The organism is Alcaligenes sp. 1735tsa3 (assembly GCF_024134565.1).
GTDB lineage: Bacteria > Pseudomonadota > Gammaproteobacteria > Burkholderiales > Burkholderiaceae_B > Alcaligenes > Alcaligenes phenolicus.
In genome coordinates this window covers 652046-676710 of record NZ_CP099862.1, presented here as the reverse complement: position 1 = coordinate 676710, position 24665 = coordinate 652046, and the positions used below count along the sequence as shown (strand labels likewise).

Sequence of the window (24665 nt, the reverse complement as noted above, 5' to 3'; positions counted from 1 at the left end):
ACCTGCTCGGGACTTTACTGATCCACGACCAAGCGCACGCTGATGGAGCGGTTGGCTTCATGACGATTCAATTGCAGCAGGCGCGGGCCTTGTTCGTCGTAACGCGAGAGCGTCACACGCCAGCCGGACTGCTCAAAACTGCTTAGCTTTTGCTGGTCATCCCGGCGTTCGCTTTGAACCGGGGCACTACCCGTGCGGCCATGCAGCCAGTCACGCAAGCCTGCAACAGGAACGGGACTGCCCAAGACCTGTTCAACCAGGGCATCGGGATGGGAGGCCATTTCCTGACTACCGTCTGTGCGTTCCAGAATGGCGCGCCCCGGTAACACCCAGACTCGCGCCAAGGTATTACCCAAAGGATTGCTCAAATCCAGCATCAGCTTTTGGCCGTCGTCGCGCCAGGAAAAGCCCCCCTGCACGGCTTCGACCTGCGAGCTGGAATGAGTCACGCTCAGCGCAAAACGGCCTGAACGAGACAAGGCGCTTGCCTCTTGCGACGCATCCGTAACGCTGCCAAGGTCAGATTTGGGCGGTGTCGCACAAGCACTGAGCAAAGCAACCAGGGCCAAAGCCCCTGCTCGGGTCCAAGCCCGCTGTTTCAAGATACTCACGGCAGCGGTACTCCCAGACGCTTGATGGTTTCTGTCAGTGTTCGGTTTTCGGGGTCTTTGCTCAAGCCAGCCCGAAAGACCAGCATGGCATCATCACGACGGCCTTTGACCCACAGCACTTCACCCAAGTGGGCGGCAACGTCCGCTTCAGGCAGGCGCTCGTAGGAACGCTGCAAGTATTCCAGCGCGGCTTGCAGATCGCCAACACGGAACAGATACCAGCCCACGCTGTCCAGAATATAAGGATTGTCCGGCTCCAGCTCCATGGCGCGTTCCAGCAAATCCTGGGCCTCGTCCAGACGGCGATTCTGATCCGCATAGGTGTAGCCCAAGGCGTTATACGCATTGGCATGGTCCGGGCGCAGCTCAATAACACGACGCATCAAGGTTTCAAACTTGTCGTGCTTGGCGCGCTGCTCGTACAACATGGCCAGGTTGTATTTGATCTCGGCGCTATCAGGCAACTCACGGTCCGCCCGCTCCAGCACTTCCAGAGCCTGGTCGGTACGACCGCTGTCTTGGTAGATAGAGGAATACGTCAAAGCCACAACGACCTGCTCGCTCATGTCGCGTGGCCGGGAGTTTTCAAGGGTACGACGTGCTTGCGGCAGATTGCCTTGGCGAGCCTGCAGGACGGCTTTATGAATCTGGGCCTGGAAACGCAGCGCGGGCTCTTCAATCAAGTCCAGCTGGCGAATGGCTTCGTTCATATCGCCCTGAGCTTCAGCAATTTGCACCAAGGACAAGCGGGCTTCAGAAATACTGGCCAAAGCCGTATTGACGGCGTCGTTCAAGGACTGGCGGCGCTGCTGCTGGACCGCAATGTATTGCTCCAGCAATTTACGGGCCTGGTCAAACTCCTGGGCACGAATATGAATTTCGGCCTGGGTGTAGAGCAGATCAAAATCTTCAGGATTGGCGCGTTGCAAGGTGCTGACGATGGATTGGGCTTCGTCGAACTGCTGGCGCTCTACCAGCCGGTTGGCCAGCAGCAGTTGCAACTTGCGGCTATCCGGATTGGCTCGCACAAAGGTACGTGCACTTTGCAAGGCAGCCGAAGGATCAATCTTGATACCGTATTCCAGCACGCGCTGCGCGGCGGCTTCGGAATGCGGGTCCAGCTTCAGGGCTTCCCGTGCTTCGCGCTCGGCCCGGCTCATATCCCCGGCGCTCCAGGCGGTATCCGCCAAGGCCAGACGGGCAATGGGCAAGGAGCGCACGGGTTGCTGCAAGGCCTTGTCCAGCACTTCCAGCGCCAAACGGCGATCCACCATCTTGCTGACCATGCTCATGGCTTGCACCACGGCCTGCTCTTTATCCTGGGCGCGAGAGATACGCAGCCACAAGGCATCGGCCAAGCCTTCGGTCTGACCGCTGGAGGCTTCCAGGGCCAGAGCCGTTGCTTTAGCTTCGGGATCATTCGGGGCCAGCAAGGCCCATTCTTTAGCGGCGCGCAGCGCACGACCCAAATCACGGTCGGCCATGGCGTATTGAAAGGCGTTTTGAGCCAGGCGAGGATCGCTGGTGTCACGCGCCAAAGACAGGAAAGTCTGGCTGGCAACGTCGTATTCACCACGCGAAGCAGCCACTTCGGCAACCAGAATGCGATACAGAATGTCCGAAGTCAGGCTGACCAAAGGCAATTGCCCGCTGCGCAAACGAATCTTGTCAGCAGGCGGCTCCGCCTTGAGTATGGGAAGTGAGGGTTGGGCTTGCACCGAAACCGCTGCAAGCAACGACATCAGGCCCAGCTTTAGTGCTAAGGTCAGAGCATTCATCCAGAAAAACCCGTGCCCTGATACGCGCGACAAAACGCCCGATGGCACAATAAAGGAATCAGATTTGTTGATGGTATCACCCCCCCATGCCTGAACTGCCAGAAGTTGAAACAACTCGTCGCGGAATTGCGACGGTTATCCAGGGAAAAAATGTCCGACAATTCCTGGTTCACGAGCCCCGTCTGCGCTGGCCCGTGCCTGCCTCTTTGCCGCAATGGATTGAAGGCCAGGCCGTCCAGAATTGCACGCGTCGAGGCAAATACTTGTTGTTGCATTTTGAACAAGGCGTCCAGATCATCCATTTAGGAATGTCCGGCTCCCTGCGTCGTGTGGATCTGGATGAAGAACGCCGCAAGCACGATCATGCGGAATGGATCTTTGATGAGGCCCGCTTCCTGCTGCACGACCCACGACGATTTGGTGCGATATTATGGCACGCCCATAGGGACGGCCCTCTGGAAAACCACCTTTTACTACGTACTTTAGGCGTAGAACCTTTCGATCCCCTGTTCACCCCCGAGTATCTGCACCGACATCTGCAAGGGCGGCGCGTCGCCATCAAACAGGCCCTGCTGGGCGGCAAGATTGTGGTGGGAGTAGGCAATATCTACGCGTCCGAATCCTTGTTCCTGGCCGGTATTCACCCCGAACTGCCCGCCGGTGAAGTTTCCTTGCATCGCTGCGAAAAACTGCACTCGGCCATCTTGAGCACCTTGCAATCCGCCCTGGACTCCGGGGGCAGCACCTTGCGCGATTACGTCAATGCCAGTGGTGAACCGGGCGCTTACTTCGACATTCACGCCAATGTATATGAGCGTGCCGGCAAACCCTGCCCACGCTGCCAACAGCCTATCAAACGGATAGTCCAAGGCCAACGCGCGACCTATTACTGCTCGCGCTGCCAGCGCCGCTAAACCCTCCCCCTTTTTTCTGACAGCGTCTGATGCCGGTTCCGGCAGGCAGGCGCTCGTCTGCTTTTTTTCCAACTAAGCCTACCCTATTCAGGTATTCACCTATATCTAACTGATTCACCATAAACTAATCTGACACCATCCCTATCGACTGTGGAGTCATTTTCATGAGCAAGTCCTTCGCCTCGCATAACGACCTGGAAGACAAAGTCGTTGCCTTTGAAAAACTGTCCGACAACGCCTACGCCTACACGGCTGAAGGTGATCCCAACACGGGCATCATCATTGGTGACGAGGCCATTATGGTGATCGACACCCAGGCCACGCCTGTCATGGCTGAAGACGTGATTCGCCGCATCCGCGAAGTCAGCGACAAACCGATCAAGTATGTCTTGCTATCGCACTACCACGCCGTACGGGTGCTGGGTGCCTCGGCCTACAACGCCCAGGAAATCCTGGCCAGCCGCGACACCTACGACCTGATCGTGGAACGTGGCGAGCAGGACAAAGCCAGCGAAATCGGCCGTTTCCCCCGCCTGTTCCGCAACGCCGAATCCATTCCTCCCGGCCTGACCTGGCCCACCATGACCTTTGAAGGCCACATGACCGTGGACCTGGGCAATCTGGAAGTGCACCTGATGCAAGTGGGTCGTGGCCACACCAAGGGCGACACCATTGCCTGGCTGCCCAAGCAAAAAATCCTGTTCGCCGGTGACCTGGTGGAATACCAATCCACCCCGTACGCAGGCGACTGCTACTTTCGCGAATGGCCACGCACACTGGACCGTCTGGGAGACTTCAAAGCTGAACAAATGGTTCCTGGCCGTGGCCCGGCACTGAAAAACGCCACCGAAGTGCGTCAAGCCCTGGCTGGCACACGCGCGTTTCTGACAGACCTGTACTCCAGCGTGCAGCAAGGCGCAGCCGCCGGTAAAGACCTGAAGACCATTTACCGCGAAACCTACGATTTCATGAAGCCTCGCTACGCAGACTGGGTCATTTTTGATCACTGCATGCCCTTTGACGTGTCCCGTGCCTACGACGAAGTCAACGGACACGAAGACCCACGCATCTGGACCGCCGAACGCGATCTGGAGATGTGGAAACAACTCGAAGGTCAGTAAGACGCAAGGCCAGGGAGAAAGAAAATGGGAGACATTAATTACCAGACCCTGGAGCTGACGCAAGCGCCCCCACCGGCTACCCATGCCCGCCACCCCGTTGTGGTGGTGGGTGCCGGCCCGGTGGGGCTGACCATGGCCCTGGATCTGGCGGCCAAAGGCCACCGGGTCGTGATTCTGGACGACGACACCACGCTGTCCAAAGGATCGCGGGCCATTTGCTTTGCCAAACGCACCCTGGATATCTGGGATCGATTGGGCGTGGGCTCGCGCATGATGGACAAAGGCGTGTCCTGGAATGTGGGCAAGGTTTTTTTCCGCAATCAGGAAGTCTGGAGCTTCAATTTGCGGCCCGAAGAAGGCCACCAGCGCCCCGCCTTTATCAATTTGCAGCAGTATTACTGCGAAGGTTATCTCTACGAAGCAGTCTGCGCTCAGCCCCTGATCGAACTGCGGTCCGGCCATAAAGTGCTGAACGTGGTGAATCAGGCAGAAGGCGTGCATCTGGACGTAGAAACGCAGCAAGGCAATTACACCCTGGAAGCAGAATGGCTGCTGGCCTGCGACGGCTCGCGCTCGGCCATTCGCCGTGCCTTGGGTGAAAGCAGCAGCGGACGCGTATTCAAGGACCGTTTCCTGATTGCAGACGTGCGCATGCAAGCCGACTTCCCCGCCGAGCGCTGGTTCTGGTTTGACCCACCCTTCCACCCCAATCAATCTGTCTTGCTGCACAGCCAGCCGGACAACGTCTGGCGTATCGACTTCCAATTGGGCTGGGATGCCGACCCGGTTGAAGCCGTCAAACCAGAAAACGTGCTGCCCCGCATTCGTGCCCTCCTGGGTGCCGACGCCCCCTTTGAACTGGAATGGGTCAGCATTTACACCTTTGCCTGCGAGCGCATGGAGCGCTTTCGCCATGGCCGTATTCTGTTTGCCGGAGACTCGGCCCACCGTGTCTCGCCTTTTGGCGCACGCGGCGCCAACAGCGGTATCCAGGACGCCGACAACCTGGCCTGGAAGCTGAATCTGGTTCTGAATGCCCAGGCTCCCGACAGCCTGCTGGACAGCTACAGCCATGAACGTGAATTGGCTGCAGACGAGAACATTCGCCATTCCAGCCGTTCAACAGATTTCATCACGCCTAAAAGCGAAGTCAGTCGCCTGTTCCGTGATGCGGCCCTGATTCTGGCGCGTCGCCACACCTTTGCCCGTGTACTGGTCAATAGCGGCCGCCTGTCCTTGCCCAGCGCCTACCCAGACAGCCCCTTGAATACGGCTGACACACACGAGTTCTCCGCCACGGCCACACCGCTAGGAGCCTGCGTCCCCGATGCACCTATAGAACAAAACGGTCAGCAAGGCTGGTGGCTGGGTCAATTGGGCAGCGGCTTCACCCTGCTGGAATTTGGCGAAGGCCAGGCCAGCCAGTCTGAAGTGGTAGACGAACTGGTCGCCCAAGGTCTCTTGACCCGCCTGCGTGTCTGGCCCGCTGGCACCAGCGCTACCCAGGCCCAGGGCGGCATCATCGACAGCCAGGATATGCTGCGTCAGCGTTACGACGCCCAACCCGGTTCCTGCTATCTGATTCGCCCCGATCAACACCTGTGCGCCCGCTGGCGTCATCTGGATGGGCAAGCTGTCCAGGCTGCCTTGTACAAAGCCTGTGGCCATTTCCTGGAGAGTGCTTCATGTCTACACTGAATACCGATACCCCCCTGGAACGGGCTGACGATTTCTACCAAATGTTGATCGATGCCCACCAAGGCCTGAGCACAGCACAAAGTCATGCCATGAATGCCGCTTTGGTGCTGTTGCTGTGCAATCATGTCGGCTCGCTGGATGTGATCAAGCAAGCCTTGGACGCCGCCCGCCAGACCTGCCTGGAGCAGGCTGCCTGAATCTGGAGACCCCTAATGAGCTCTTTGAATTATCAGATTGGTTTTGGTAACGCTTTTGCCACCGAGGCTCTGCCCGGCGCGCTGCCACTGGGACGCAACTCGCCGCAGCGTTGCCCTTATGGGCTGTATGCCGAGCAGTTGTCCGGCACGGCCTTTACCGCTCCGCGCGCCGATAACCGCCGCTCCTGGCTGTACCGCATTCGCCCCAGCGCCAAGCAAGGGGCATTTACGGTATTTGAAGGCGCTCCCCACTGGAATGAAGACTTTGGTCAAGGCCCGGCCAACCCCAATCGCCTGCGCTGGAGCCCGCTGAATCTGCCCAGCAAACCGACCGATTTTCTGGCTGGTGTCCATACCTGGGCAGGCAATGGCAGCAGCGACTCGCAAAGCGGCGTTGCCATCCATCTGTACGCCATCAACCAGTCCATGGGGCGGCGCGTGTTCTACAACGCCGACGCCGAAATGATGTTCGTGCCTGAACAGGGCCGCCTGCGTCTGGTCAGCGAATTGGGCATCATGGAAATCGAGCCTTGCGAGATTGCCGTCATGCCGCGTGGCGTGCGCTTCAAGGTAGAGTTGCTGGACGATGTGGCCCGTGGTTACTTGCTGGAAAACTTCGGCGCCCCTCTGCGTTTGCCCGAACTGGGTCCGATCGGCTCTAACGGCCTGGCCAATGCCCGTGACTTCAAAACGCCGGTAGCCTGGTACGAAGATGTCAGCGAGCCTCATGAGTTGGTCACCAAATTCACAGGCGGCTTCTGGGTTGCGCAACTGACGCACTCGCCGCTGGACGTGGTGGCCTGGCATGGCACGCACGCCCCCTACAAATACGATTTACGCGACTTCAATGTGATCGGCTCGATCAGCTACGATCACCCCGATCCCTGCATTTTCAGTGTATTGACCTCGCCCTCCGACACCCCCGGCACGGCCAACCTGGACTTTGCGATTTTCCCGCCACGCATTCTGGCCATGGAAAACACCTTCCGCCCCCCTTGGTTCCACCGTAACTTCGCCAGCGAATTCATGGGCCTGATCCAGGGTGTGTACGATGCCAAGGCCGATGGCTTTGCCCCCGGCGGCTCCAGCCTGCACAATTGCATGAGCCCGCATGGCCCCGATGCCAACACCTTTGACAAGGCCAGCAGTGCGGACTTGAGCAAGGCAGACTATCTGCGCGGTACCATGGCCTTTATGTTCGAGACCCGCAAAGTCATCCGCCCCTCGCCACAGGCCTTGCAAAACGGCAGCCTGCAAGCCAATTACGATGCCGTCTGGGACGGACTGGAAAAACACTTCTCTACGGAACAAAAGGCATGACCCGACCTTATCTGAATGACACTCACGACCCCAAGCTGCAAAGCTGGGTGCCCGGCGCCAACGAGGCCGATAACGGTTTCCCCATCCAGAACCTGCCCTTTGCCGTGGCCCGTCGCCGTGACAGTCAGGAAGACTTCCGCGTCATGGTGGCTATCGGCCCTTACGCGCTGGACCTGGGCCTGCTGGCCTGCGATACCCCCTGGCACGGCAAAGCCGCCGACGCCCTGGCCGCTTGCGTCAAACCTGCACTGAACGGCCTGATGGCCTTGGGCCAGGAATACTGGAGCGCGCTGCGTGCCGCCTTGTCACATGACTTGCGCCAAGGCTCCTCAGCTGAGTCGCGCCTGCGCCCCATGCTGATCGAGCGCAGCAAGCTGGAATACGCCCTGCCCGCCCAAATTGGGGACTACACCGATTTCTATATTTCCGTGCACCACGCAACGGCGGTGGGCAAACAGTTCCGCCCTGATGCGCCCTTGCTGCCCAACTACAAGTGGGTACCCATTGGCTACCACGGCCGTGCCTCCAGCATCGGTGTGTCCGGCCAGCAATTCCCACGACCCGTCGGCCAGACCCGCCCACCCGAAGGGCAGGAGCAGCCCAATTTTGGTCCTTGCCAACGCCTGGACTTCGAACTGGAAATGGGCATTCTGATTGGCAAAGGCAACGAAGCCGGTCGCCGTATCCCTATCGCTCAGGCAGACGAGCACGTTTTTGGCCTGTGCCTGTTCAATGACTGGTCGGCGCGCGATCTGCAAGCCTGGGAATACCAGCCTCTGGGCCCCTTCCTGGCCAAGAACTTTGCCTCGACGATCTCCCCCTGGGTAGTGACGCTGGAAGCCCTGGCTCCCTTCCGTCGCCCCTTCAGCCGCCCCGAGTCTGATCCCCAGCCTCTGCCTTATTTGCAGGATCAGACCAACCAGGAAAGTGGCGTTCTGGACGTGGAACTGGAGGTGTACCTGAGCACCGAGCAGTCTCGCCAGCAAAAGAAAGACCCCGCTTTGCTCTCGCGCAGCAACTTCAAGGAAGCGTATTGGACTGTGGCCCAACTGGTCGCCCATCACAGCGTCAACGGCTGCAATCTGCAAACTGGAGACCTGCTGGGCACCGGCACCTTGTCCGGCCCGGCCAAGGGTCAGGAAGGCTCCTTGCTGGAAATGAACCAGGGCGGCAAAAACCCCATCGACCTGCCTTGGGGCGAACAGCGTAAATTCCTGGAAGATCAGGACGAGATCATTTTGAAAGGCCTGTGCCGTCAAGATGGCTACCCGACCCTGTCTTTTGGTGAATGTGCCGGTCGAGTATTGCCTGCCGTTCCTTAAGTTCAAGACACCCTTGTAAACGACACCCCGCAGCCGGTATCTGGCTTCGGGGTGTTTTTACGTAAAGCTTTATCGAAACAGGCTCGTAAAAACAAAAAAGGGACTTGAAGTCCCCTTTCTGCAAACTCGGAGAGCCCTAGGCAGGCAATTGCTTATGTCTGGCCCAAGACCAGAGGATATAAAACAGAACGCAGCCATATAGCCCCAGAACAGCGCCTGAAGCCAGCACCTGGCTAAGAAAATGGTAGCCCTGCATGATGCGTAGAAAGCCGAACAGCAAACCGGCGCTGATACCCAGCACAAAGCCCCCGGCGGCCAGTTTGCGGCAGCCTGTCATGACGCCCACAAAGAACAGGGACAGGAGCACAAAGCCGGATGCGGCATGAGCACTGGGCAAGGCATTGCCTGCCTCAGCCCAGGAATGCGCCCAGAAGTAGGTGGGCATGGATTCTATACCGCCAAACATGGCCAGATTAAAGGGTCTTGGCATGGCGGTCAGATGTTTCAGTACGCCTACCATTAACGGGCCACTACCCATGAAGAAAGCCGCCCCCGCCCAAGCCAGTTGGCGGCGGGAACCCTTGGGCTGCCGCCAGGCCACGATCGTCCATACCACTGCGCCGCCAAAGGGAACGAACCACACCAGCCTGCGCCCGAATAAATCGACAAAAGGCTGCAATCGCCAGGAAAAATCCTGGACTTGTGGGTCATAGAAATAGGCACTGAGTGACAGGTCCGTTGCTGAACCCATCGTCACTGCCGCAACGATTCCCAAAACAGTAAAAAAAACGGCACTGGCAACGATATAAGGACGAAAAAACATCTACACACCAAGTAGCTTCAATCAGTCGGGCAATACTTTACCGGGGTTCATGATCCCCAAAGGATCCAGCGCCGTCTTGATCTGCTTCATCAAGGCCAGGGAAACCGGGTCTTTATAACGGGGCAGCAGTTGGCGCTTGAGCTGGCCTACGCCATGTTCGGCACTGATGGAGCCATGGAAACGGTGCACGCTGTCATGGACCAGCGCATAGATCTCGTCCTGACGCTTCAGCAGCTCTTCCTCCGTGAAGGCGGTGCCGCGCGCGACGTTGTAGTGCAGGTTGCCATCACCCAAGTGCCCGAATGTCACATTCTCCAAACCAGGGAAGGCTTCTTGCAAAGCCTTGTCCGTCTCGTGCACGAACTGGGACATCACGGACACAGGGATGGACACATCATGCTTGATGCTTTTCCCATAGGCTTTCTCTGCCAGTGGAATGCTTTCACGCAAATGCCAGAGCGCCTTGCTTTGTGCGATGGTCTCGGCGATAACGGCGTCTTGCACCAGATCTTGTTCCAGAGCCTGACCGATCACGCTTTCAAAACGCTCGCGGGCATGCTCCAGGCTTTCGCTATCAGACAGCTCCAGCAAGGCATACCAGGCTGCTTTTTCAGCTGGGCCCTGGAAAGGCATGCGTTGATCGGGGTAGCAGTGCAACACAGCTTGCAAGCAGTTGCCTGCAATCAACTCAAAGCCCGTCAAGGAAGCGGCCAGACCCTGACGGGCCAGAGCCAGCACTTGTACGGCATCTTCAATTGTGTTGAGCGCCAACAAAGCGGTGCACGCTGCTACGGGCTGGGGATAGAGCTTGATGGTCGCGGCGGTGATGATACCCAGGGTGCCTTCGCTACCAATAAACAGGTTGCGCAGGTCGTAACCGGTATTGTCTTTGCGCAGCCCAAGCAGCCCATGCAGAATTTCACCTTGGGCAGTCACCACTTCCAGTCCCAGGGTCAGGTCGCGAGCATTGCCGTAACGCAAAACCTGCGTACCGCCTGCATTGGTGGCCAGATTGCCGCCAATCGTGCAACTGCCTTCTGCGGCCAGGCTCAAGGGGAACAGACGCTGATGATCACGGGCGGCCTGCTGCACATTTTGCAAAATGCAGCCTGCTTCCACCACCATGGTGTCGTTGTCGGTATCCACGCTGCGAATCTTGTTCAGGCGCTCCAAAGACAGCACCAGCGCAGTGGCGCTGTTGTCCGGCGTTGCGCCCCCGCACAAACCGGTATTGCCGCCTTGAGGGACAATAGGCACGCGGTGCTGCGCGCATAGACGCACAACCTGGGCCACTTCTTCCGTCGTTGCAGGCCGGGCCACCGCCAAGGCAGTACCGGTATAGCGTCCACGCCAATCCTCCAGGTACTGCTGCATGGATTGTCCTGTCAGCACATGTTGCTGACCAATACGCTGTTCAAGTTCGTTCAGAAAAGTCATGACCCAAGCCACTCAAGAAAAACAATCAGGCGCTCTTGCTGTCGCGCTACAGCTCTTAATGGTAACTCACGAAAGCCGGTGGCATTCGCGCTAAACTTCTTTCTTTGTGTATTCGTTCAGGACGTGACAGTGACCCACATTCCCACTCTACCGACCGCTGTATTCAAAGCCTACGATATTCGGGGCACCGTTCCCGAGCAACTGAATCCCGACTTCGCCTACCAATTAGGTCTGGCCCTGGCGGCCTTGGCCCGTGAACAAAGCGTGCAAACCCTGGTAGTGGGTTACGACGGCCGCCACAGCAGCCCTGCTCTGTCTCGTGCCCTGCAACAAGGGATCCAGGCAGGCGGAATCAACACAGTCGATCTGGGCATGGTTCCTACTCCCGTCGTCTATTTTGCGGCCAATGTACTGGAAACCGGCTCGGGCGTAGCCATCACAGGTAGCCATAATCCGTCCAACTACAACGGCTTCAAGATGATGATGGCCGGCAAGACCTTGCACGGCCAGGATATCCAGGGCCTGATGAAACGCATGCAAGCCGGTATTGAGCCTGCGGCTCAAGCAGGTACTGGCGAGAAAAAGGACTTGCTGGACCAGTACGTCAGCACCATCGCCGAACGTGTCAAACTGGCCCGTCCCATGAAAATCGCCCTGGACTGCGGCAACGGCGTGGGTGGCGTCGTGGCTGCTCGCCTGTTCAAGGCCCTGGGTTGCGAAGTGGACATGCTGTTTGAGGATGTAGACGGCAGCTTCCCCAATCACCACCCGGACCCGGCCGAGCCGCACAACCTGCAAGACCTGATCACCCATGTTCAAAACACGGACTGCGAAGTGGGTCTGGCCTTTGACGGCGATGCCGACCGCCTGGGTGTGGTGACTCGAACGGGTCAGATCATCTGGCCTGATCGTCAGTTGATTCTGTACTCCCGCGATATTTTGCAGCGCGAACCTGGCTCCACGATTATTTTTGACGTGAAATGCAGCCGCCACGTCGCTCTGGAAATTGCCAAGGCCGGGGGTGAGCCCTTGATGTGGCAAACCGGCCATTCGCTGATCAAGGCCAAACTGGCCGAAACGGGTGCCCCTTTAGCGGGCGAAATGAGCGGCCACGTGTTCTTCAAGGAAGGCTGGTACGGCTTTGATGATGGCCTGTACACAGGCGCACGTCTGCTGGCGATTCTCTCGCGCGGTGACAACCCGACGGCAGAGTTGGAAGCCTTGCCGCAAGACCTGTCCACACCGGAACTGAAACTGCCGCTGGCCGAAGGCGAGCCTCATGCCTTGATTGCCCGCCTGCAAAAAGAAGGCCGTTTCCCCAGTTCCAATCAGCTCAACACGATTGATGGTGTACGTGCCGAGTATCCGGACGGCTTCGGTCTGGCTCGCGCCTCCAATACCACTCCAGTGATTGTGCTGCGTTTTGAGGCCCAGTCCCAAGAGGCGCTGGATCGGATCCAGGGAGAATTCCGGGCGGCACTGTTGGCTTTGAAGCCGGATGCAGCATTGCCTTTCTAAGGCCGTGGAAGTGCACTCATACCCAGATCCCTGCTCGCTGGTCTCTAGTCTCTAGTCTCTAGTCTCTAGTCTCTAGTCTCTAGTCTCCAGCGCAGTATAAAAATGCCTCCACGCGGCAACTTTGGCTTGCTGTCCCCCAAGGGGGCACTTTTTACCGGGACGACCAGCCTTGGGGCAGCCCAGCGATAAAAAAAGAGCTGCACTGCCTCTGAAACCTTGAATTCAACCCTAAGTCACAGCAAGCAGTTCAGCCCGTTTTTTATGCTTTGGCCCAGGACCAAGGCAGCCAAAGCCTTAACGGCTCAAATACTGATACAGATCCAGATGAGCCTCGCTGATACGGCCTATATCAAAAGCCTCTTCAGCCAGACGGCGGCTTTCCGCCCCCATGGCTTGCCGCTTGGCCGTATCTTCACCCAAGTCCATCACAGCCGCCGCCAAAGCCTGTGCATTACGTACTGGCACCAGCACGCCCGTTACTCCAGGTTCGATGGCATCACGGCAACCGGGTACATCCGTTGTAACCACCGCGCGCCCGCAGGCTGCGGCTTCTACCAAGGACTTAGGCAGGCCCTCACGGTAGGACGGCAGCACGGCAATGTGTGATTGAGCGTAAAGCTGCGCAATATCGCTACGTTCGCCCAGACACTCCACCACGCCCTGCTTTTGCCAGCTCTGCCACTCCTGATCGCTGATACTGGCCGGATTACCGGGGTCGGGACTGCCGGCCAGTACCCATTTAACCGGGCTACCTTGAGCAGCGCTGATGCGTGCAGCTTCAACAAACTCACGCACACCTTTATCTACCAGCAGGCGCGATACCATCAGGGCAACGGGCGGGCCTTCGGGCTCCGGCAAAGCCTGAAACTGATTCAAGTCCACGCCTGAGCCACGAATCAGGACGCACTGATCGCGTTTGACAACACGGTCTTCCAGCAAGACATCACGGTCATTGCTGTTCTGGAAAATCACGCGGCTATTCGGATGTCCCAAGGCAATGCGGTAAAGCTGCAGGGCAATCCAGCGCACCGGATCAAAGGACTTGTCGCGCTTGGTAAATACATAGCCCAGCCCGGATACAGCGGCCAGAAAACCAGGCACACCGGCCAGTCGCGCTGCAATCCCGCCATACAGAACCGGCTTGATGGTGACCGCATGCACCAGCTCCGGACGCTCACGGCGAAACAAGCGCCATAGAGCCCAAATGGTGTGCAGCTCTTGCAATGGGTTGGTCCCGCTGCGTGTCATGGGCAAAGCATGGTGATGCAGGCCGTGACGCTCGATCTCGGCAACCGCCGGGCCGTCCATGGTGGCGACATGCACGTCATAACCCTCACGTTGAGCGGCTTGCGCCAAAGGCAAACGATGTGACAGGAAAAAAGCGGGGTTATTGACCACGAACATCAGCATGCGCGTTTTCTTGCTGGTTTCGTCCGTCAAGGCACTCAAGGCCTGACGGCTGCGCTTGCGCTTGGGGGGATACTGCGCCGTCAAGGTCTTCCAGGCCTGCGTGTAATTCTTGACCATGCCTTCCAGGGAGAACAGGCGGGCAACCCGTTCACGCGCATGCTCATGACGAGCCTGCCAGGAAGGCGCACCCAGTTCATCAACCGCGCTATTGATCGCGCCTGCCAAGGCTTCAGCATTGCTGGGGGGAACAATCCAGCCCTCATTACCGACGATCAAGGCAGCATCACCCACATCGGTGACCACATTGGACACCCCCGCAGCCATTGCTTCGCAGACCACGTTGGGAAAACCTTCTGCCGAGCTGGACAAGACATGCACGTCCAGCGCATTCATCAGGCGAGGGACATCGCTGCGTCGTCCCATCAGGATGACGCTCTCGCGCAACTGATGCTGATCCAGCAAGCGCATCAAGGTTTCGTTATTGCTGTCCATGCCATCGCCAATCAAAAGGCAACGCAAGCCCGGATGACGGTGCAGGCTGCGAGCTAAGGCGGCCAGCAGATTGGGATGATCTTTAAGCGGATTCCAGCGGGCCACACTGCCAATAACAGGCGTATCCAGTGACAGGCCCAATTCTTCGCGCACTTCTTCACGTGCCTGCGGGTCAGGATGCCAACGGCTTAGATCGTAGCCATTGGGAATCACTTTCATGATGTCCGCACGATAACCCCACTGCTTGTGACGTCGGGCGGCATTTTCTGCGCAGGACACAATCAAATTGGGAATAAAGCGTGACAGGCGGGCGCACAGCCAGGCCACCATACGAGCTTTCGGGCTGCCTTGATACAGATTCGCGCCGGAATTACGAATACCCCAGGACACAGCCGGAATCCCGACCAGTCGCGCTGCGGCACCACCGATCAGATCGGAGTGATACATCCAGGTCTGCACCACATCGGGCTGCAAATCGCGCAGCAAGCGCGTCAGCGATCGCAGACCTTTCAAAAAGCCCAGCGGCGAGTGCATGTGCAGGCAGTACAAAGGAATGTCTGCAGCCCGCAATTGCGGCCCGAAAACGTCTTCCTCGCCCAGAGAAATCACAATATGCTCGGTTTCTTGACCTGGCGCCGTCACCAAGCGAAACAAGACGGTTTCTGCCCCCCCCTGCCCCAGCCCAGCAATAATATGCACGACTCGCAAAGGCGGCGTTACTTTTTCCAGCTTGTCATCCACGGCGTCTGTTTCCTGATTCAACGACCTTGGCTGCATTGCACTCATGCTTTGGCTCCCTCTTCGATACCGCCACGGGCGGCCTGAAAGACCTGGTCCCAGTTAAGCAAAACCTGCTCTAGTTCATAACGCTGACGCACCGCTGCAGCGGCACGACGGCCCAAGACGCCCCGAAAGACGCCATCCCCCATCAGCTCGGCCAGGGCGGCAGTCAAGGCACCTTCATCCCCTACCGGCACCAGCAGGGCATCCTTGCCATCGGAACTGATTTCGCGCGGGCCGCTGGGGCAATCAACCGTCACGGCGGGCAGGCCCATGGCCATGGCTTCCAGCAACACGTTCGGAAAACCCTCTACTTCCGAAGTCATGACAAAGGCATGGGAGCGCGCCATTTCCTGCCAGGGCTCAGCGGTCTTGCCGGCCAGTTCGATACGATCGCCCGCGCCGGACATGGCAATCTGCTGCACCAATTGGGCACGCTGCGGGCCATCGCCCCAGATTTTCAATTTCCATTCCGGATGCTCGGCGGCCAGGCCTGCAAATACGCGGATCAAGACATCAAAACGTTTGGAGGGCACCAGACGCCCCATGGCCATCAAGGTGCAGTGACGGTTCTCCTCCACCCGCACCTCGCGCTGCACGGCATTCAAGGCCTGCGGCAAGGGGTTGGGAACCACCATGACCTGCTTCATGCCCGGCACCATGGCCTGGAACGCCGCCACACTGGCTCGGGTTTGCACAGTCACTACCTGCGCCTTGGGGTACAGACGGCGGCGCAGGCTTTGCAGCAGCTTGCCTGCGCTGCTGCTAAAGGCCGGGTTGGTGCGTTCACCCACCACAATAGGGACGCCCATGCCGCCCAGCCCCAGCAACACATTGATATTCACATTGGTCAGAAAAGACACGATGACATCAGGCTGTTTTTCATGCACCAGCTTGCGCATGGCGCGCAGCTTGGCCAAGGGTTTGGGCAACCAGCTACCGCGCATGCGATGGGCCAGCCACACCAGTTCCACCTTGGAGTCAATAGGGTAAAAGGCGCTGCCTCCTCCACTATAAGTAGGCACCAGGGTGACCTGATCGCCCCGCAAACCCCAGGCATTGGCCAGGGTGGAAGCGACGCGCTCGGCGCCGCCTGCGTTCAGGGAGCTGACGAAAAACAGAATATTCACTGGGCCTCCGTGGGCTCATCGACCGGGTAGCTTGGGCCTGCTGGCACTAGGCAAAGCGCCATTTTAAGGCCGACGCAAGCACTGTTCCAACACTTGCTGCCATAGCGCCAGAACTCGGGCCGAGGAAAAACGATCGCGCACATCCGTGGCGCGGCGTGCCAATCGCTGACGCTTGTCGTCGTTGGACATCAGGTCGGATAAATGGGCTGCCAGGGCTTCCACGTCTTCAATCGGGCGTACCAAGACGCCGTCAATATTGGCGCGGATAATCTCGCGCGGGCCGGTATCGCAATCAAAGGCAACAGCGGTCAAACCGCTGGCCATGGCTTCCAGCAGGCTGTTGGACAAGCCTTCCATGCGGGAGCTGAGTACATACAGATCTGACTGCTCGTACCAGTCCGCCATATTGCCGACGCGGCCGGGAAGCTGAATCCGCTCTTGCAGCTCCAACTCTTCAATTCGTGCTTCCAGAGGAGCACGCTGCTCGCCTTCGCCCAGAATCACCAAGTCCCAATCCGGGAAATAGTTGGACAACATGGCAAAGGATTCGATCAGGGTGTCAAACCCTTTAACCGGGTGCAGTCGCCCCACAGCCAGCAAACGTTTGCGGCCTTCTGGCAGTTCGGGCACCGGCACGACAGGCTCGGCACTATCCATAGGCCAGCGTACGGCATTAGGAATTACCTGAACCTGGCTGCCGGGCACATGCTCGCGCAACCAGTCTGCAGTACCAGCAGTCAGCGCGATCACGGCATGAGCTTGCGGATAGGTACGCAAACGGGCTTTTTGCCAAAAAGAGGACAAGGACTGGGAGGGCGGATGCGTATGCTCGGTAGCAATCACCTTGCAGGGCAAGCCTTTGGCGGCAGAAATGGCCAGTACCGAGGAAGTGGTCATCATGCCCAGAACCACATCGGGTTTGGTCTTGCGTATCAGGGATCGCACCCGGCTCACGCGCCGCCAGTTCTTCCACAAGGCATCCAGGCGGCCACGACTGCTGCCTGCCGTTCCCAGCACGTGGCGCTCTACGCCCTCTGCTACGGTATACGCGTCTTTGTCACGGCCGGCCTGCGTCACCAGAGACACTCGATAGCCGCGCGCCACCCAGGCTGCGCTTAAATCGACGGCGACACGTTCTGCCCCGCCCCCACCCAAAGAGTGGATAAGCAGCATGATATGAGGGCGAACTACCGAATGACTGTGCACGTTTTCCTATTCCTGCGAACCAGGCGCAAAGGCACTGGCTGGCTTCAAGGCCAAGATGAAATAACAAGTGAAAGAAGCCGCATACATCAGGCTGGTCGCCAGCATGATGCCCGACGGACCCATGCGCGCCGCCAGAATCGGGTTCAGGGCCGCTTTCACCAAAAAATTGATCACGGCAATAATTGCCATGGATTTATAACGGTTCTGACTGGCCAGTAGCTGCACCAGAATCAGCACCCCAAAATAAAAAGGCAGTTGCACCAGTCCCCAGCTAAAAACCTGGGCGACGGTGGCCGTATCCTGCGCGGTAAACGCGCCACGCTCAAACAGCAGTGCCACGCCCCAAGGAGCCAGCAGGACGCCGATGGCCGCCGCTACTCCACCAGCCGCCAACATCATGACCGACCATTTCAAGGCCATGGAACGAGCACGGGCGTTATCGCCCCGGCTTTGAATATCAGCCAGCACAGGCAAGGCAGCACGGCCTACAGAGGCCGCCCCCACACCTAGAACCAGGGCCAGCAAGCGCGTGGCATAACCCAAGGTCGCGTTGGCATTCGCGCCCAGATTGGCCGCCGTATATTGGTCGATAGGGCCGACAAAGCTCATGGCAACCTGCCCCACTAACATGATGGTGGCGGCCTTGAGCAAATCCGGCCACTGTTCGGCACGCAAGCTGATCGTGGGACGAGCCCAGATCTGATCAGCCCGAGAAGCCAGAATCATCAGCCACACGGCCTGGATAGTCATGCCCAGCAAGGTGCCCCACAACAAGGGGCCAATGCCAGCATTGGCGCCTGCGGCCAGCACCCAGATCAGGATGACAAAGGCAGGAACACTTTCCAGCAAGGTGTTGATGTGACGCTCATGCGCCCGCAAACGGGCGGCACTCAGGCCAATCATCAGGGTCAGAACCGCCGCTGGCGCAAAGGCAAACAGCAGTTCCTGGCTCATTTCATGGACTGCAGGGCTTAAACCCTGTCCCGTCCATTGCAGCACCCAGGGCCAGCTAATCCAGATCAATGCACCCAGCACGCAGCCCAGCACAATGCACCAGGCCTTGAGTTCACCCAGAAAACGGCTGCGCGCAGCCGGTTCCAGACGATGCAAGCGCACCAGAACGGGAATCAGCACAACGGACATGGAGCCAACGATTGTCACTGGCAGCCAATTGGCCATGACCATCGTGAACTGATAGGCATCGACTACATCGCTCACACCGTAGCGATAAGCCACCGCCATTTCTTTGAAAGCGCCCGCTGCCTTGCCCAGCAACAGAAAAAACGCCACCCGCATCGCCCCCAGGGCGATGCGACGGTGGTCGTCATGCAAACTAGACAGACGTGCTTTCAGGCTGGCCCAAATCAACTCAGAAACGCCACGTACCAGGGCATGGCTGTGTTCAGGCCCTGCAAAATCGTGTGAGTCGGCTCGTAACCCAATTGGGTGCGAGCCTTAGTGATATCGGCTTGAGAGTGCAGCACATCGCCCGCGCGGAAGTCCGCATAGATGGGCTGTTTGGTGTAGTTCACACCATTTGCACTCAAGGTCTGCTTCAAGTGCTCGAACAGCTCGTTCAAACTGGTGCGAGCATTGACGGCCACGTTATAGACTTCGGCCACAGCGGGTTTTTGCTGCACGGCGGCCAGGATATTCATCTGAATAACGTTGTCGATAAAGCAGAAATCGCGGCTGGTCTGGCCATCCCCATTGATTTGCACATCCTGGTTCTGGATCATGGCCGATACCCATTTGGGGATCACCGCAGCGTAAGCACCGTTAGGGTCCTGACGTTTGCCAAATACATTGAAGTAACGCAGGCCCACGCTGGAAAAGCCATAGGCACGGGCAAACACGTCCGCATACAGCTCGTTCACGAACTTGGTGACGGCGTAGGGGGACAGTGGACGACCAATCGTATCCTCCACCTTGGGCAAACCGGGATGGTCGCCATAGGTGGAACTGGAAGCCGCATAAACAAAGGCTTTAACCTGTTCGTCACGCGCAGCCACCATCACGTTCAAGGCGCCGTTCACGTTGACCTCATTGGAAGTCAGCGGATCGTTCAAGGAACGAGGCACCGACCCCAAAGCGGCCTGGTGCAGCACATAGTCCACGCCTTTAACAGCTTCGCGACAGGTATCCAGATTGCGGATATCGCCTTCAATAAAGCGAAAACGAGCCCAGCGCTCGGCACCAACCTGATCGCGCACTTCGTCCAGATTGTATTGATGGCCGGTTGCAAAGTTATCCAGACCTACCACCTGCTGATCCATTTTCAGCAGGGCTTCCAGCAGGTTGGAACCGATAAAGCCGGCACAACCCGTAACCAGCCAGGTTTTAGGCTGATTACGCAGTTGCTGGCTCGCCTGTTCAAATGCAGCGCTCATAATGCTTTCCAAAATTAAAGACGCAGATCGGATTGTTCGCGATCAAACACATACTTCAAGTCGTAGAGCACATGCTCGGGCTTGCCCCATTGGCGCACACCTTCCACACCCAGTTCCTTGAACTGCTTGTGGGCCACAGCCACGATCACCCCGTCGTACTCACCCGCTTTAGGAGTCTCGACCGGAGTAATACCGTATTCATGTTGCGCTTCTTTAGGGTCAACCCATGGATCGTATACATCTACGTGAACATCGTATTGCTTGAGTTCATGCACGATATCGACAATGCGGGTGTTACGCAGGTCAGGGCAGTTTTCTTTAAAGGCCAGACCCAGCAACAGGACGCGCGAACCTTGCACCTGAATGCGGCGCTTGGTCATGGCTTTAACCAGTTGGGAGGCCACATAGCCGCCCATGGAGTCGTTCAGACGGCGGCCAGCCAGAATGATCTCGGGGTGGTAGCCAATGGCTTGCGCCTTGTGGGTCAGGTAGTAGGGGTCCACGCCAATGCAGTGACCACCCACCAGACCAGGACGGAAAGGCAGGAAGTTCCACTTGGTACCCGCCGCTTCCAGCACGTCCAGGGTGTCAATGCCCAGGCGGTTGAAGATCAGAGCCAATTCGTTGATCAGGGCGATGTTCACGTCGCGTTGGGTGTTCTCGATCACCTTGGCCGCTTCTGCCACACGAATGGAGCTGGCCTTGAAGGTACCCACCACAATGATCTCGCGGTACAAGGCGTCGACCAATTCAGCGACTTCAGGGGTCGAGCCGGAAGTGACTTTCTTGATGGTGGAGACGCGGTGTTCCTTGTCGCCCGGATTGATACGCTCCGGGCTGTACCCCGCGTAAAAATCTTCGTTAAAGCGCAGGCCCGACACTTGCTCCAGCACAGGCACACACACTTCTTCGGTCGCGCCGGGGTAAACCGTGGATTCATAAACCACGATGTCACCACGCTTGAGCACTTTACCGATGGTCTCGGAAGCGCGGACCAGGGGAGTCAGATCAGGCTGTTTGAATTCATCGATAGGCGTGGGCACAGTCACAATGAACACATTGGCCTGGGCCAGTTCATCGGCCTCGCAGGAGTAGCTCAAGCCACTGGCCTGGGCCAGTTCTTCGCTCTCGACCTCCAACGTGCGGTCTACCCCTTCCTTGAGTTCGGCGACACGACGCGCGTTAATGTCAAAACCAATAACGGAACGCTTTTTGCCAAACTCTACAGCCAAAGGCAAACCGACATATCCCAAGCCGATGACGGCCAGTTTCACATTCTCAAGTTGCAACTTCATTCTCCAGTTAGCGCTATGCGCAAGGAATAATCTTGAACGCCTGACAGTATCAGTCCCGATCTATCCGCCGCCGTACCGAGGGTAGCAGCAGCCAGGAAGGGCGACGCCACGAAACCAGACGGGAATAGAGCCAGATATAAACCAGTGAGAAGGCCAGCATGCTGGCACACAAAGCCCAGGTATTGTCCCACCAGATCGTGGCCGGCACCAAACCGATCAGGGCCAGTACCCACAGGTACGGCGAGGTCATGGCATTACAAAACGCGGGCAAGGCTCCGCCACTGTCACGACTGAACGTGGAACGCACCAGACGACGGAACACCAGTTGATGCAGGTGCAGCGCGTCCGGCTGATCCACAGGCACACCGCGTTTGAAACGGCGACGCCAGATCGAAAACATGGTTTCAAAAACAGGGTAAAACAGCACGGCCAAGGCGTAAAACGGCGACACACTGGGGTTGCGCACCACCAGTTGCACAGCCAGTTCAGCCAGCATGAAGCCCAGGAAATATGCGCCCCCATCCCCCAGAAAGACCCGTCCAAAAGGAAAGTTCCATACCAGAAAGCCCAGGGTGGCCGACGCCAGCGAGGCGGCAATCAGGAAAATCGGAATGTCCTGCACCTGCAAGGCCACCAGAGCCAGGGACAGCGCCATCAAGGTGGCGATCATGCCGGCCAGGCCATTCATACCGTCAATAATATTCAGGGCATGGGTACAGCCGCCTACCGCAATCATGGTAAAGAGCAGCGAAATGGGCCAGAAACCCAGAACCCAATCAGCCCAGCTCACCCCAACACGCGACACGCCGCCCAGCAACCACCAGGCAATCGCGGCCGACAGGAAAGCGGCCAGCAAGCGTTTCAGAGAACCTACGTCCTTGGTGATGTCCTCGACCAGGCCCGCCACAAATACCGGCATGGCAGCCAGAAACAAGACCGGCCACAGCCAGGTCAGTGTCATATTGCTGGGCCCAAGGACCAGCAAGCCAGCCAAACTGCCTGCCACCACGGCCAGACCACCCACACGCGGGGTAGGACGAGAATGGGACGCTTGGGGTTTACTAAGGTCGCTGTCCCCGGTCAGACGGCCATGCCAACGTTCGGAGGCCACGATCAGCCCGCCGACCATAAAAGCCACGACACAGATATACAACCAGGTAAGAGACTCCCCCATCTGAGGTAAAGACACCGCAAAACACCTGCTAGGTTAGGAACTACACATTATCAACCTGCCTTCCGGCTTGTGTCCGTGACCAGTCGCATTAAATGCAACAATTTCCGTCAAGTCCCGTATCACTTTCGTGTAGGCAGGAGTAGCTCGCTAATTTGCCCGAGCGCGAGCCCGAAAGCAAGTATTTTGCGGGATTGGGGCTCAGGAATCGGGTTGCGGCAACGGTTCTGTCGAGGCCAGCTGATTACCGCACTCGGTCAGGAGTCGCCGTAACCAGCGATGGCTGGGCGAATGCCGGTTACGTTCATGCCAGAGCTGATAAAAGCGCATGGGCGGAAACTCCAGCGGGGCCTCCAGAATCGCCAGGGGCAATAGTCGACAATAAAACTCGGCGAAATGACGCGAAGTCGTAAAAATCAGGTCTGTATTCTGTAGCAAATACGGTGCTGCCGAAAAGGACTGCACCGCCACGCTTTCATCACGCTGAATACGCAGGGTCGCCAAGGTCGTATCGATGACACCGCGCTGGTTGATGGAATACGGCATGGGCACCACATGGCGCGCCCGCACGTAATCATCCATGGTCAACCCCTTGCGAGCCAAGGGGTGCGTTGCCGCTACCAGGCAGACAATCTGATCTTCCAGCAGCACGGACAGGTGCATGCGATCGGGCGGTTCGGGCCAGTTCCCAATAACCATATCCAGGTCGCCTTCCGCCAAAGAACGCTCAAAATCAAAGCTGGCATCCAGGGAATGCAGATTCAAGCGTGCCCCCGGTGCCTCGCGACGCATGCGCTCGACCACTCCGCCAATAAAGACAGGCGCCAGATAATCTGGCGCTCCGATATGAAACTCACTGCGACTTACCTGTGGGTCGAAACTGTCGGGTGCATTAACCATACAGTCGATCTCGGCCAGAGCTCCTTTAGCGTGGGCCAGCAGGCCAATGGCGCGCTCGGTAGGCACCATGCCCCCTTTTTCGCGCACCAGCAAAGGATCGCCAATAATGTCACGCAAGCGTCGTAAGGCCGCACTGATAGCAGGCTGCGACTGGTTCATTTTGAACGCGGTACGCGAGACGCTGCGCTCGGTAACGAGTAAGCAAAATACCCTCAAGAGATAGGTATCAAGCGGGTTATCCCCACGTCGGGCGGCCATCTTATTCTCTCCTTCTTACGCTTTTTTCCAGCATGATAATGACATACATGCACAATACGAGATGGCATATATCATTTATACGCCTAATTCTATTTTATTTATAAACAGAAAACTTAAACTGGTCCCATATAAGAAAATCATAGCCCACAGGCGGTGGTTTATAAGGGTTTGAATAATTCAAACATACCGTGTAAACGCCCACCCACTACCCTTGATAAAACGGCCTCCAGGCCTGGCCCTGGAGCCGCCTCGGCTCGCACTATTTACGCTTAGATAATCGGACTGACACATGACTACTCAAACCCTTACCACCACACAAGCGCTCACCGAACTCTCCAGCCTGGATCAGAGCCAATTTGTGGACAAGCTCGAAGGTATTTTTGAACATTCCCCCTGGGTCCCTGAGCGTAGCTGGAACCAGCGTCCCTTTGAAAGCGTGGATCAGTTGCACGCCTGCATGGTGCAAGTGGTCCAAGAAGCATCGCACGAAGAACAGAAGAACCTGATCTGTGCTCACCCCGAGCTGGCTGGTAAAGAAGCCGAGCAAGGGACACTGACCACCGCATCGACAGGCGAACAACGTGGCGCCGGCCTGGATCAGTGTTCGGCCGAAGAGCTGGCCCGTCTGCGTGGCCTGAATGCCCAATACCGTGAGCGCTTCGGTTTTCCCTTCGTGATTGCCGTCAAGGGTTTGAGCCGTTACCAAATCATGGATACAGTAGAAGCTCGTCTGAACAACAGTGCTGAAACCGAGTTTCAAGCTTGTCTGACTGAAATCGGCAAGATTGCCCGTTTCCGTCTGGATGCGCTGCTGGGCTGATTTTGCTGCCTGCCGGGTCTTGTTGACCCATCCAGTTCACGGGGTAGCGCCAGCCTGCGGGCACGCTGCCCTTT

The 24665-nt window shown here is 57.7% G+C and carries 20 protein-coding genes and 1 pseudogene; 8 read left to right on the top strand and 13 right to left on the bottom strand.

The window, feature by feature from the left end; all coding sequences use genetic code 11:
* Nucleotides 1-14 precede the first annotated feature (14 nt).
* Complete coding sequence (locus tag NIZ92_RS03070; protein WP_254002683.1) at nucleotides 15-611, bottom strand: outer membrane lipoprotein LolB; 597 nt, start codon at nucleotides 609-611, stop codon at nucleotides 15-17.
* Entirely contained in the window at nucleotides 608-2353 is a 1746-nt protein-coding gene (locus NIZ92_RS03065) for a tetratricopeptide repeat protein (protein WP_254002682.1), read from the bottom strand. The genes NIZ92_RS03070 and NIZ92_RS03065 overlap by 4 nt, the downstream gene beginning before the upstream one ends.
* 122 nt (nucleotides 2354-2475) lie before the next feature.
* On the opposite strand from NIZ92_RS03065, the gene mutM reads away from it, so the two are divergent.
* The 6 genes from mutM (at nucleotide 2476) to fahA (ending at nucleotide 8961) form a co-directional block, all read left to right on the top strand.
* On the top strand, nucleotides 2476-3303 hold the full coding sequence (mutM, locus tag NIZ92_RS03060) for a bifunctional DNA-formamidopyrimidine glycosylase/DNA-(apurinic or apyrimidinic site) lyase (RefSeq protein ID WP_035271243.1): 828 nt from the start codon (nucleotides 2476-2478) through the stop codon (nucleotides 3301-3303).
* A gap of 164 nt (nucleotides 3304-3467) precedes the next feature.
* Nucleotides 3468-4424: an MBL fold metallo-hydrolase gene (locus NIZ92_RS03055; RefSeq protein ID WP_009461090.1), complete on the top strand. Its 957-nt coding sequence runs from the start codon at nucleotides 3468-3470 to the stop codon at nucleotides 4422-4424.
* A gap of 24 nt (nucleotides 4425-4448) precedes the next feature.
* Nucleotides 4449-6122, top strand: a complete 1674-nt coding sequence (locus NIZ92_RS03050) for an FAD-dependent oxidoreductase (protein ID WP_254002681.1) — start codon at nucleotides 4449-4451, stop codon at nucleotides 6120-6122.
* On the top strand, nucleotides 6110-6319 hold the full coding sequence (locus NIZ92_RS03045; protein ID WP_009461092.1) for a DUF2783 domain-containing protein: 210 nt from the start codon (nucleotides 6110-6112) through the stop codon (nucleotides 6317-6319). Before NIZ92_RS03050 ends, NIZ92_RS03045 begins: the two co-directional genes overlap by 13 nt.
* Before the next feature lie 15 nt (nucleotides 6320-6334).
* A complete protein-coding gene (gene hmgA / locus NIZ92_RS03040; protein ID WP_254002680.1) occupies nucleotides 6335-7639 on the top strand; it encodes a homogentisate 1,2-dioxygenase in 1305 nt (434 codons plus the stop codon).
* Nucleotides 7636-8961, top strand: a complete 1326-nt coding sequence (gene fahA / locus NIZ92_RS03035; RefSeq protein WP_009461093.1) for a fumarylacetoacetase — start codon at nucleotides 7636-7638, stop codon at nucleotides 8959-8961. Before hmgA ends, fahA begins: the two co-directional genes overlap by 4 nt.
* A gap of 136 nt (nucleotides 8962-9097) precedes the next feature.
* Here fahA and NIZ92_RS03030 read toward each other — a convergent pair whose 3' ends face one another.
* Both NIZ92_RS03030 and NIZ92_RS03025 read right to left on the bottom strand, forming a co-directional pair.
* The gene (locus tag NIZ92_RS03030; RefSeq protein WP_235332480.1) at nucleotides 9098-9712 is read right to left on the bottom strand and encodes a phosphatase PAP2 family protein; all 615 of its coding nucleotides are present in this window, start codon (nucleotides 9710-9712) and stop codon (nucleotides 9098-9100) included.
* 93 nt (nucleotides 9713-9805) lie between these two features.
* The gene (locus tag NIZ92_RS03025) at nucleotides 9806-11221 is read right to left on the bottom strand and encodes an FAD-binding oxidoreductase (protein ID WP_009461095.1); all 1416 of its coding nucleotides are present in this window, start codon (nucleotides 11219-11221) and stop codon (nucleotides 9806-9808) included.
* A 129-nt stretch (nucleotides 11222-11350) separates the two neighbouring features.
* On the opposite strand from NIZ92_RS03025, the gene NIZ92_RS03020 reads away from it, so the two are divergent.
* A complete protein-coding gene (locus NIZ92_RS03020; protein WP_254002679.1) occupies nucleotides 11351-12739 on the top strand; it encodes a phosphomannomutase/phosphoglucomutase in 1389 nt (462 codons plus the stop codon).
* A 294-nt stretch (nucleotides 12740-13033) separates the two neighbouring features.
* Here the strand turns inward: NIZ92_RS03020 and NIZ92_RS19665 are convergent, their stop codons facing one another.
* The 9 genes and pseudogenes from NIZ92_RS19665 to NIZ92_RS02980 form a co-directional block, all read right to left on the bottom strand.
* Entirely contained in the window at nucleotides 13034-14149 is a 1116-nt protein-coding gene (locus tag NIZ92_RS19665) for a glycosyltransferase family 4 protein (protein ID WP_031232434.1), read from the bottom strand.
* A 255-nt stretch (nucleotides 14150-14404) separates the two neighbouring features.
* Nucleotides 14405-15418 (bottom strand): annotated as a pseudogene (locus NIZ92_RS19660) (glycosyltransferase); the annotation flags it as partial.
* A 5-nt stretch (nucleotides 15419-15423) separates the two neighbouring features.
* On the bottom strand, nucleotides 15424-16551 hold the full coding sequence (locus NIZ92_RS03010; RefSeq protein ID WP_009461098.1) for a glycosyltransferase family 4 protein: 1128 nt from the start codon (nucleotides 16549-16551) through the stop codon (nucleotides 15424-15426).
* 63 nt (nucleotides 16552-16614) lie between these two features.
* Nucleotides 16615-17757, bottom strand: a complete 1143-nt coding sequence (locus NIZ92_RS03005) for a glycosyltransferase family 4 protein (RefSeq protein ID WP_137430719.1) — start codon at nucleotides 17755-17757, stop codon at nucleotides 16615-16617.
* A 6-nt stretch (nucleotides 17758-17763) separates the two neighbouring features.
* Nucleotides 17764-19125, bottom strand: a complete 1362-nt coding sequence (murJ, locus tag NIZ92_RS03000; protein WP_035271247.1) for a murein biosynthesis integral membrane protein MurJ — start codon at nucleotides 19123-19125, stop codon at nucleotides 17764-17766.
* Nucleotides 19122-20147: an SDR family oxidoreductase gene (locus tag NIZ92_RS02995; protein ID WP_022983250.1), complete on the bottom strand. Its 1026-nt coding sequence runs from the start codon at nucleotides 20145-20147 to the stop codon at nucleotides 19122-19124. The genes murJ and NIZ92_RS02995 overlap by 4 nt, the downstream gene beginning before the upstream one ends.
* A gap of 14 nt (nucleotides 20148-20161) precedes the next feature.
* Nucleotides 20162-21436 (bottom strand): Vi polysaccharide biosynthesis UDP-N-acetylglucosamine C-6 dehydrogenase TviB, encoded by a 1275-nt coding sequence (gene tviB, locus NIZ92_RS02990; protein WP_026485039.1) that lies wholly within the window; start codon nucleotides 21434-21436, stop codon nucleotides 20162-20164.
* Nucleotides 21437-21491: 55 nt separating this feature from the next.
* Nucleotides 21492-22616 carry a glycosyltransferase gene (locus NIZ92_RS02985; RefSeq protein ID WP_009461102.1) on the bottom strand — a complete coding sequence of 375 codons (1125 nt, stop codon included), beginning with the start codon at nucleotides 22614-22616 and terminating at the stop codon, nucleotides 21492-21494.
* Between the two features lie 198 nt (nucleotides 22617-22814).
* On the bottom strand, nucleotides 22815-23771 hold the full coding sequence (locus tag NIZ92_RS02980) for a LysR family transcriptional regulator (protein ID WP_009461103.1): 957 nt from the start codon (nucleotides 23769-23771) through the stop codon (nucleotides 22815-22817).
* 289 nt (nucleotides 23772-24060) lie between these two features.
* Between NIZ92_RS02980 and uraD the strand changes: the two genes are divergently transcribed.
* Nucleotides 24061-24591, top strand: coding sequence for a 2-oxo-4-hydroxy-4-carboxy-5-ureidoimidazoline decarboxylase (gene uraD, locus NIZ92_RS02975; RefSeq protein WP_035271248.1), 531 nt, complete (start codon nucleotides 24061-24063; stop codon nucleotides 24589-24591).
* Nucleotides 24592-24665: the final 74 nt, after the last annotated feature.

Coding starts and splice junctions, on each gene's coding strand:
- NIZ92_RS02985 (WP_009461102.1), bottom strand. CDS start 22,616: ATGGGGGAGTCTCTTACCTGGTTGTATATCTGTGTCGTGGCTTTTATG.
- NIZ92_RS02995 (WP_022983250.1), bottom strand. CDS start 20,147: ATGAGCGCTGCATTTGAACAGGCGAGCCAGCAACTGCGTAATCAGCCT.
- NIZ92_RS03030 (WP_235332480.1), bottom strand. CDS start 9,712: ATGGGTTCAGCAACGGACCTGTCACTCAGTGCCTATTTCTATGACCCA.
- NIZ92_RS03025 (WP_009461095.1), bottom strand. CDS start 11,221: ATGACTTTTCTGAACGAACTTGAACAGCGTATTGGTCAGCAACATGTG.
- uraD (WP_035271248.1), top strand. CDS start 24,061: ATGACTACTCAAACCCTTACCACCACACAAGCGCTCACCGAACTCTCC.
- NIZ92_RS03055 (WP_009461090.1), top strand. CDS start 3,468: ATGAGCAAGTCCTTCGCCTCGCATAACGACCTGGAAGACAAAGTCGTT.
- NIZ92_RS03065 (WP_254002682.1), bottom strand. CDS start 2,353: ATGTCGTTGCTTGCAGCGGTTTCGGTGCAAGCCCAACCCTCACTTCCC.
- fahA (WP_009461093.1), top strand. CDS start 7,636: ATGACCCGACCTTATCTGAATGACACTCACGACCCCAAGCTGCAAAGC.
- NIZ92_RS03050 (WP_254002681.1), top strand. CDS start 4,449: ATGGGAGACATTAATTACCAGACCCTGGAGCTGACGCAAGCGCCCCCA.
- mutM (WP_035271243.1), top strand. CDS start 2,476: ATGCCTGAACTGCCAGAAGTTGAAACAACTCGTCGCGGAATTGCGACG.
- NIZ92_RS02980 (WP_009461103.1), bottom strand. CDS start 23,771: ATGGCCGCCCGACGTGGGGATAACCCGCTTGATACCTATCTCTTGAGG.
- NIZ92_RS19665 (WP_031232434.1), bottom strand. CDS start 14,149: ATGCTGATGTTCGTGGTCAATAACCCCGCTTTTTTCCTGTCACATCGT.
- NIZ92_RS03045 (WP_009461092.1), top strand. CDS start 6,110: ATGTCTACACTGAATACCGATACCCCCCTGGAACGGGCTGACGATTTC.
- hmgA (WP_254002680.1), top strand. CDS start 6,335: ATGAGCTCTTTGAATTATCAGATTGGTTTTGGTAACGCTTTTGCCACC.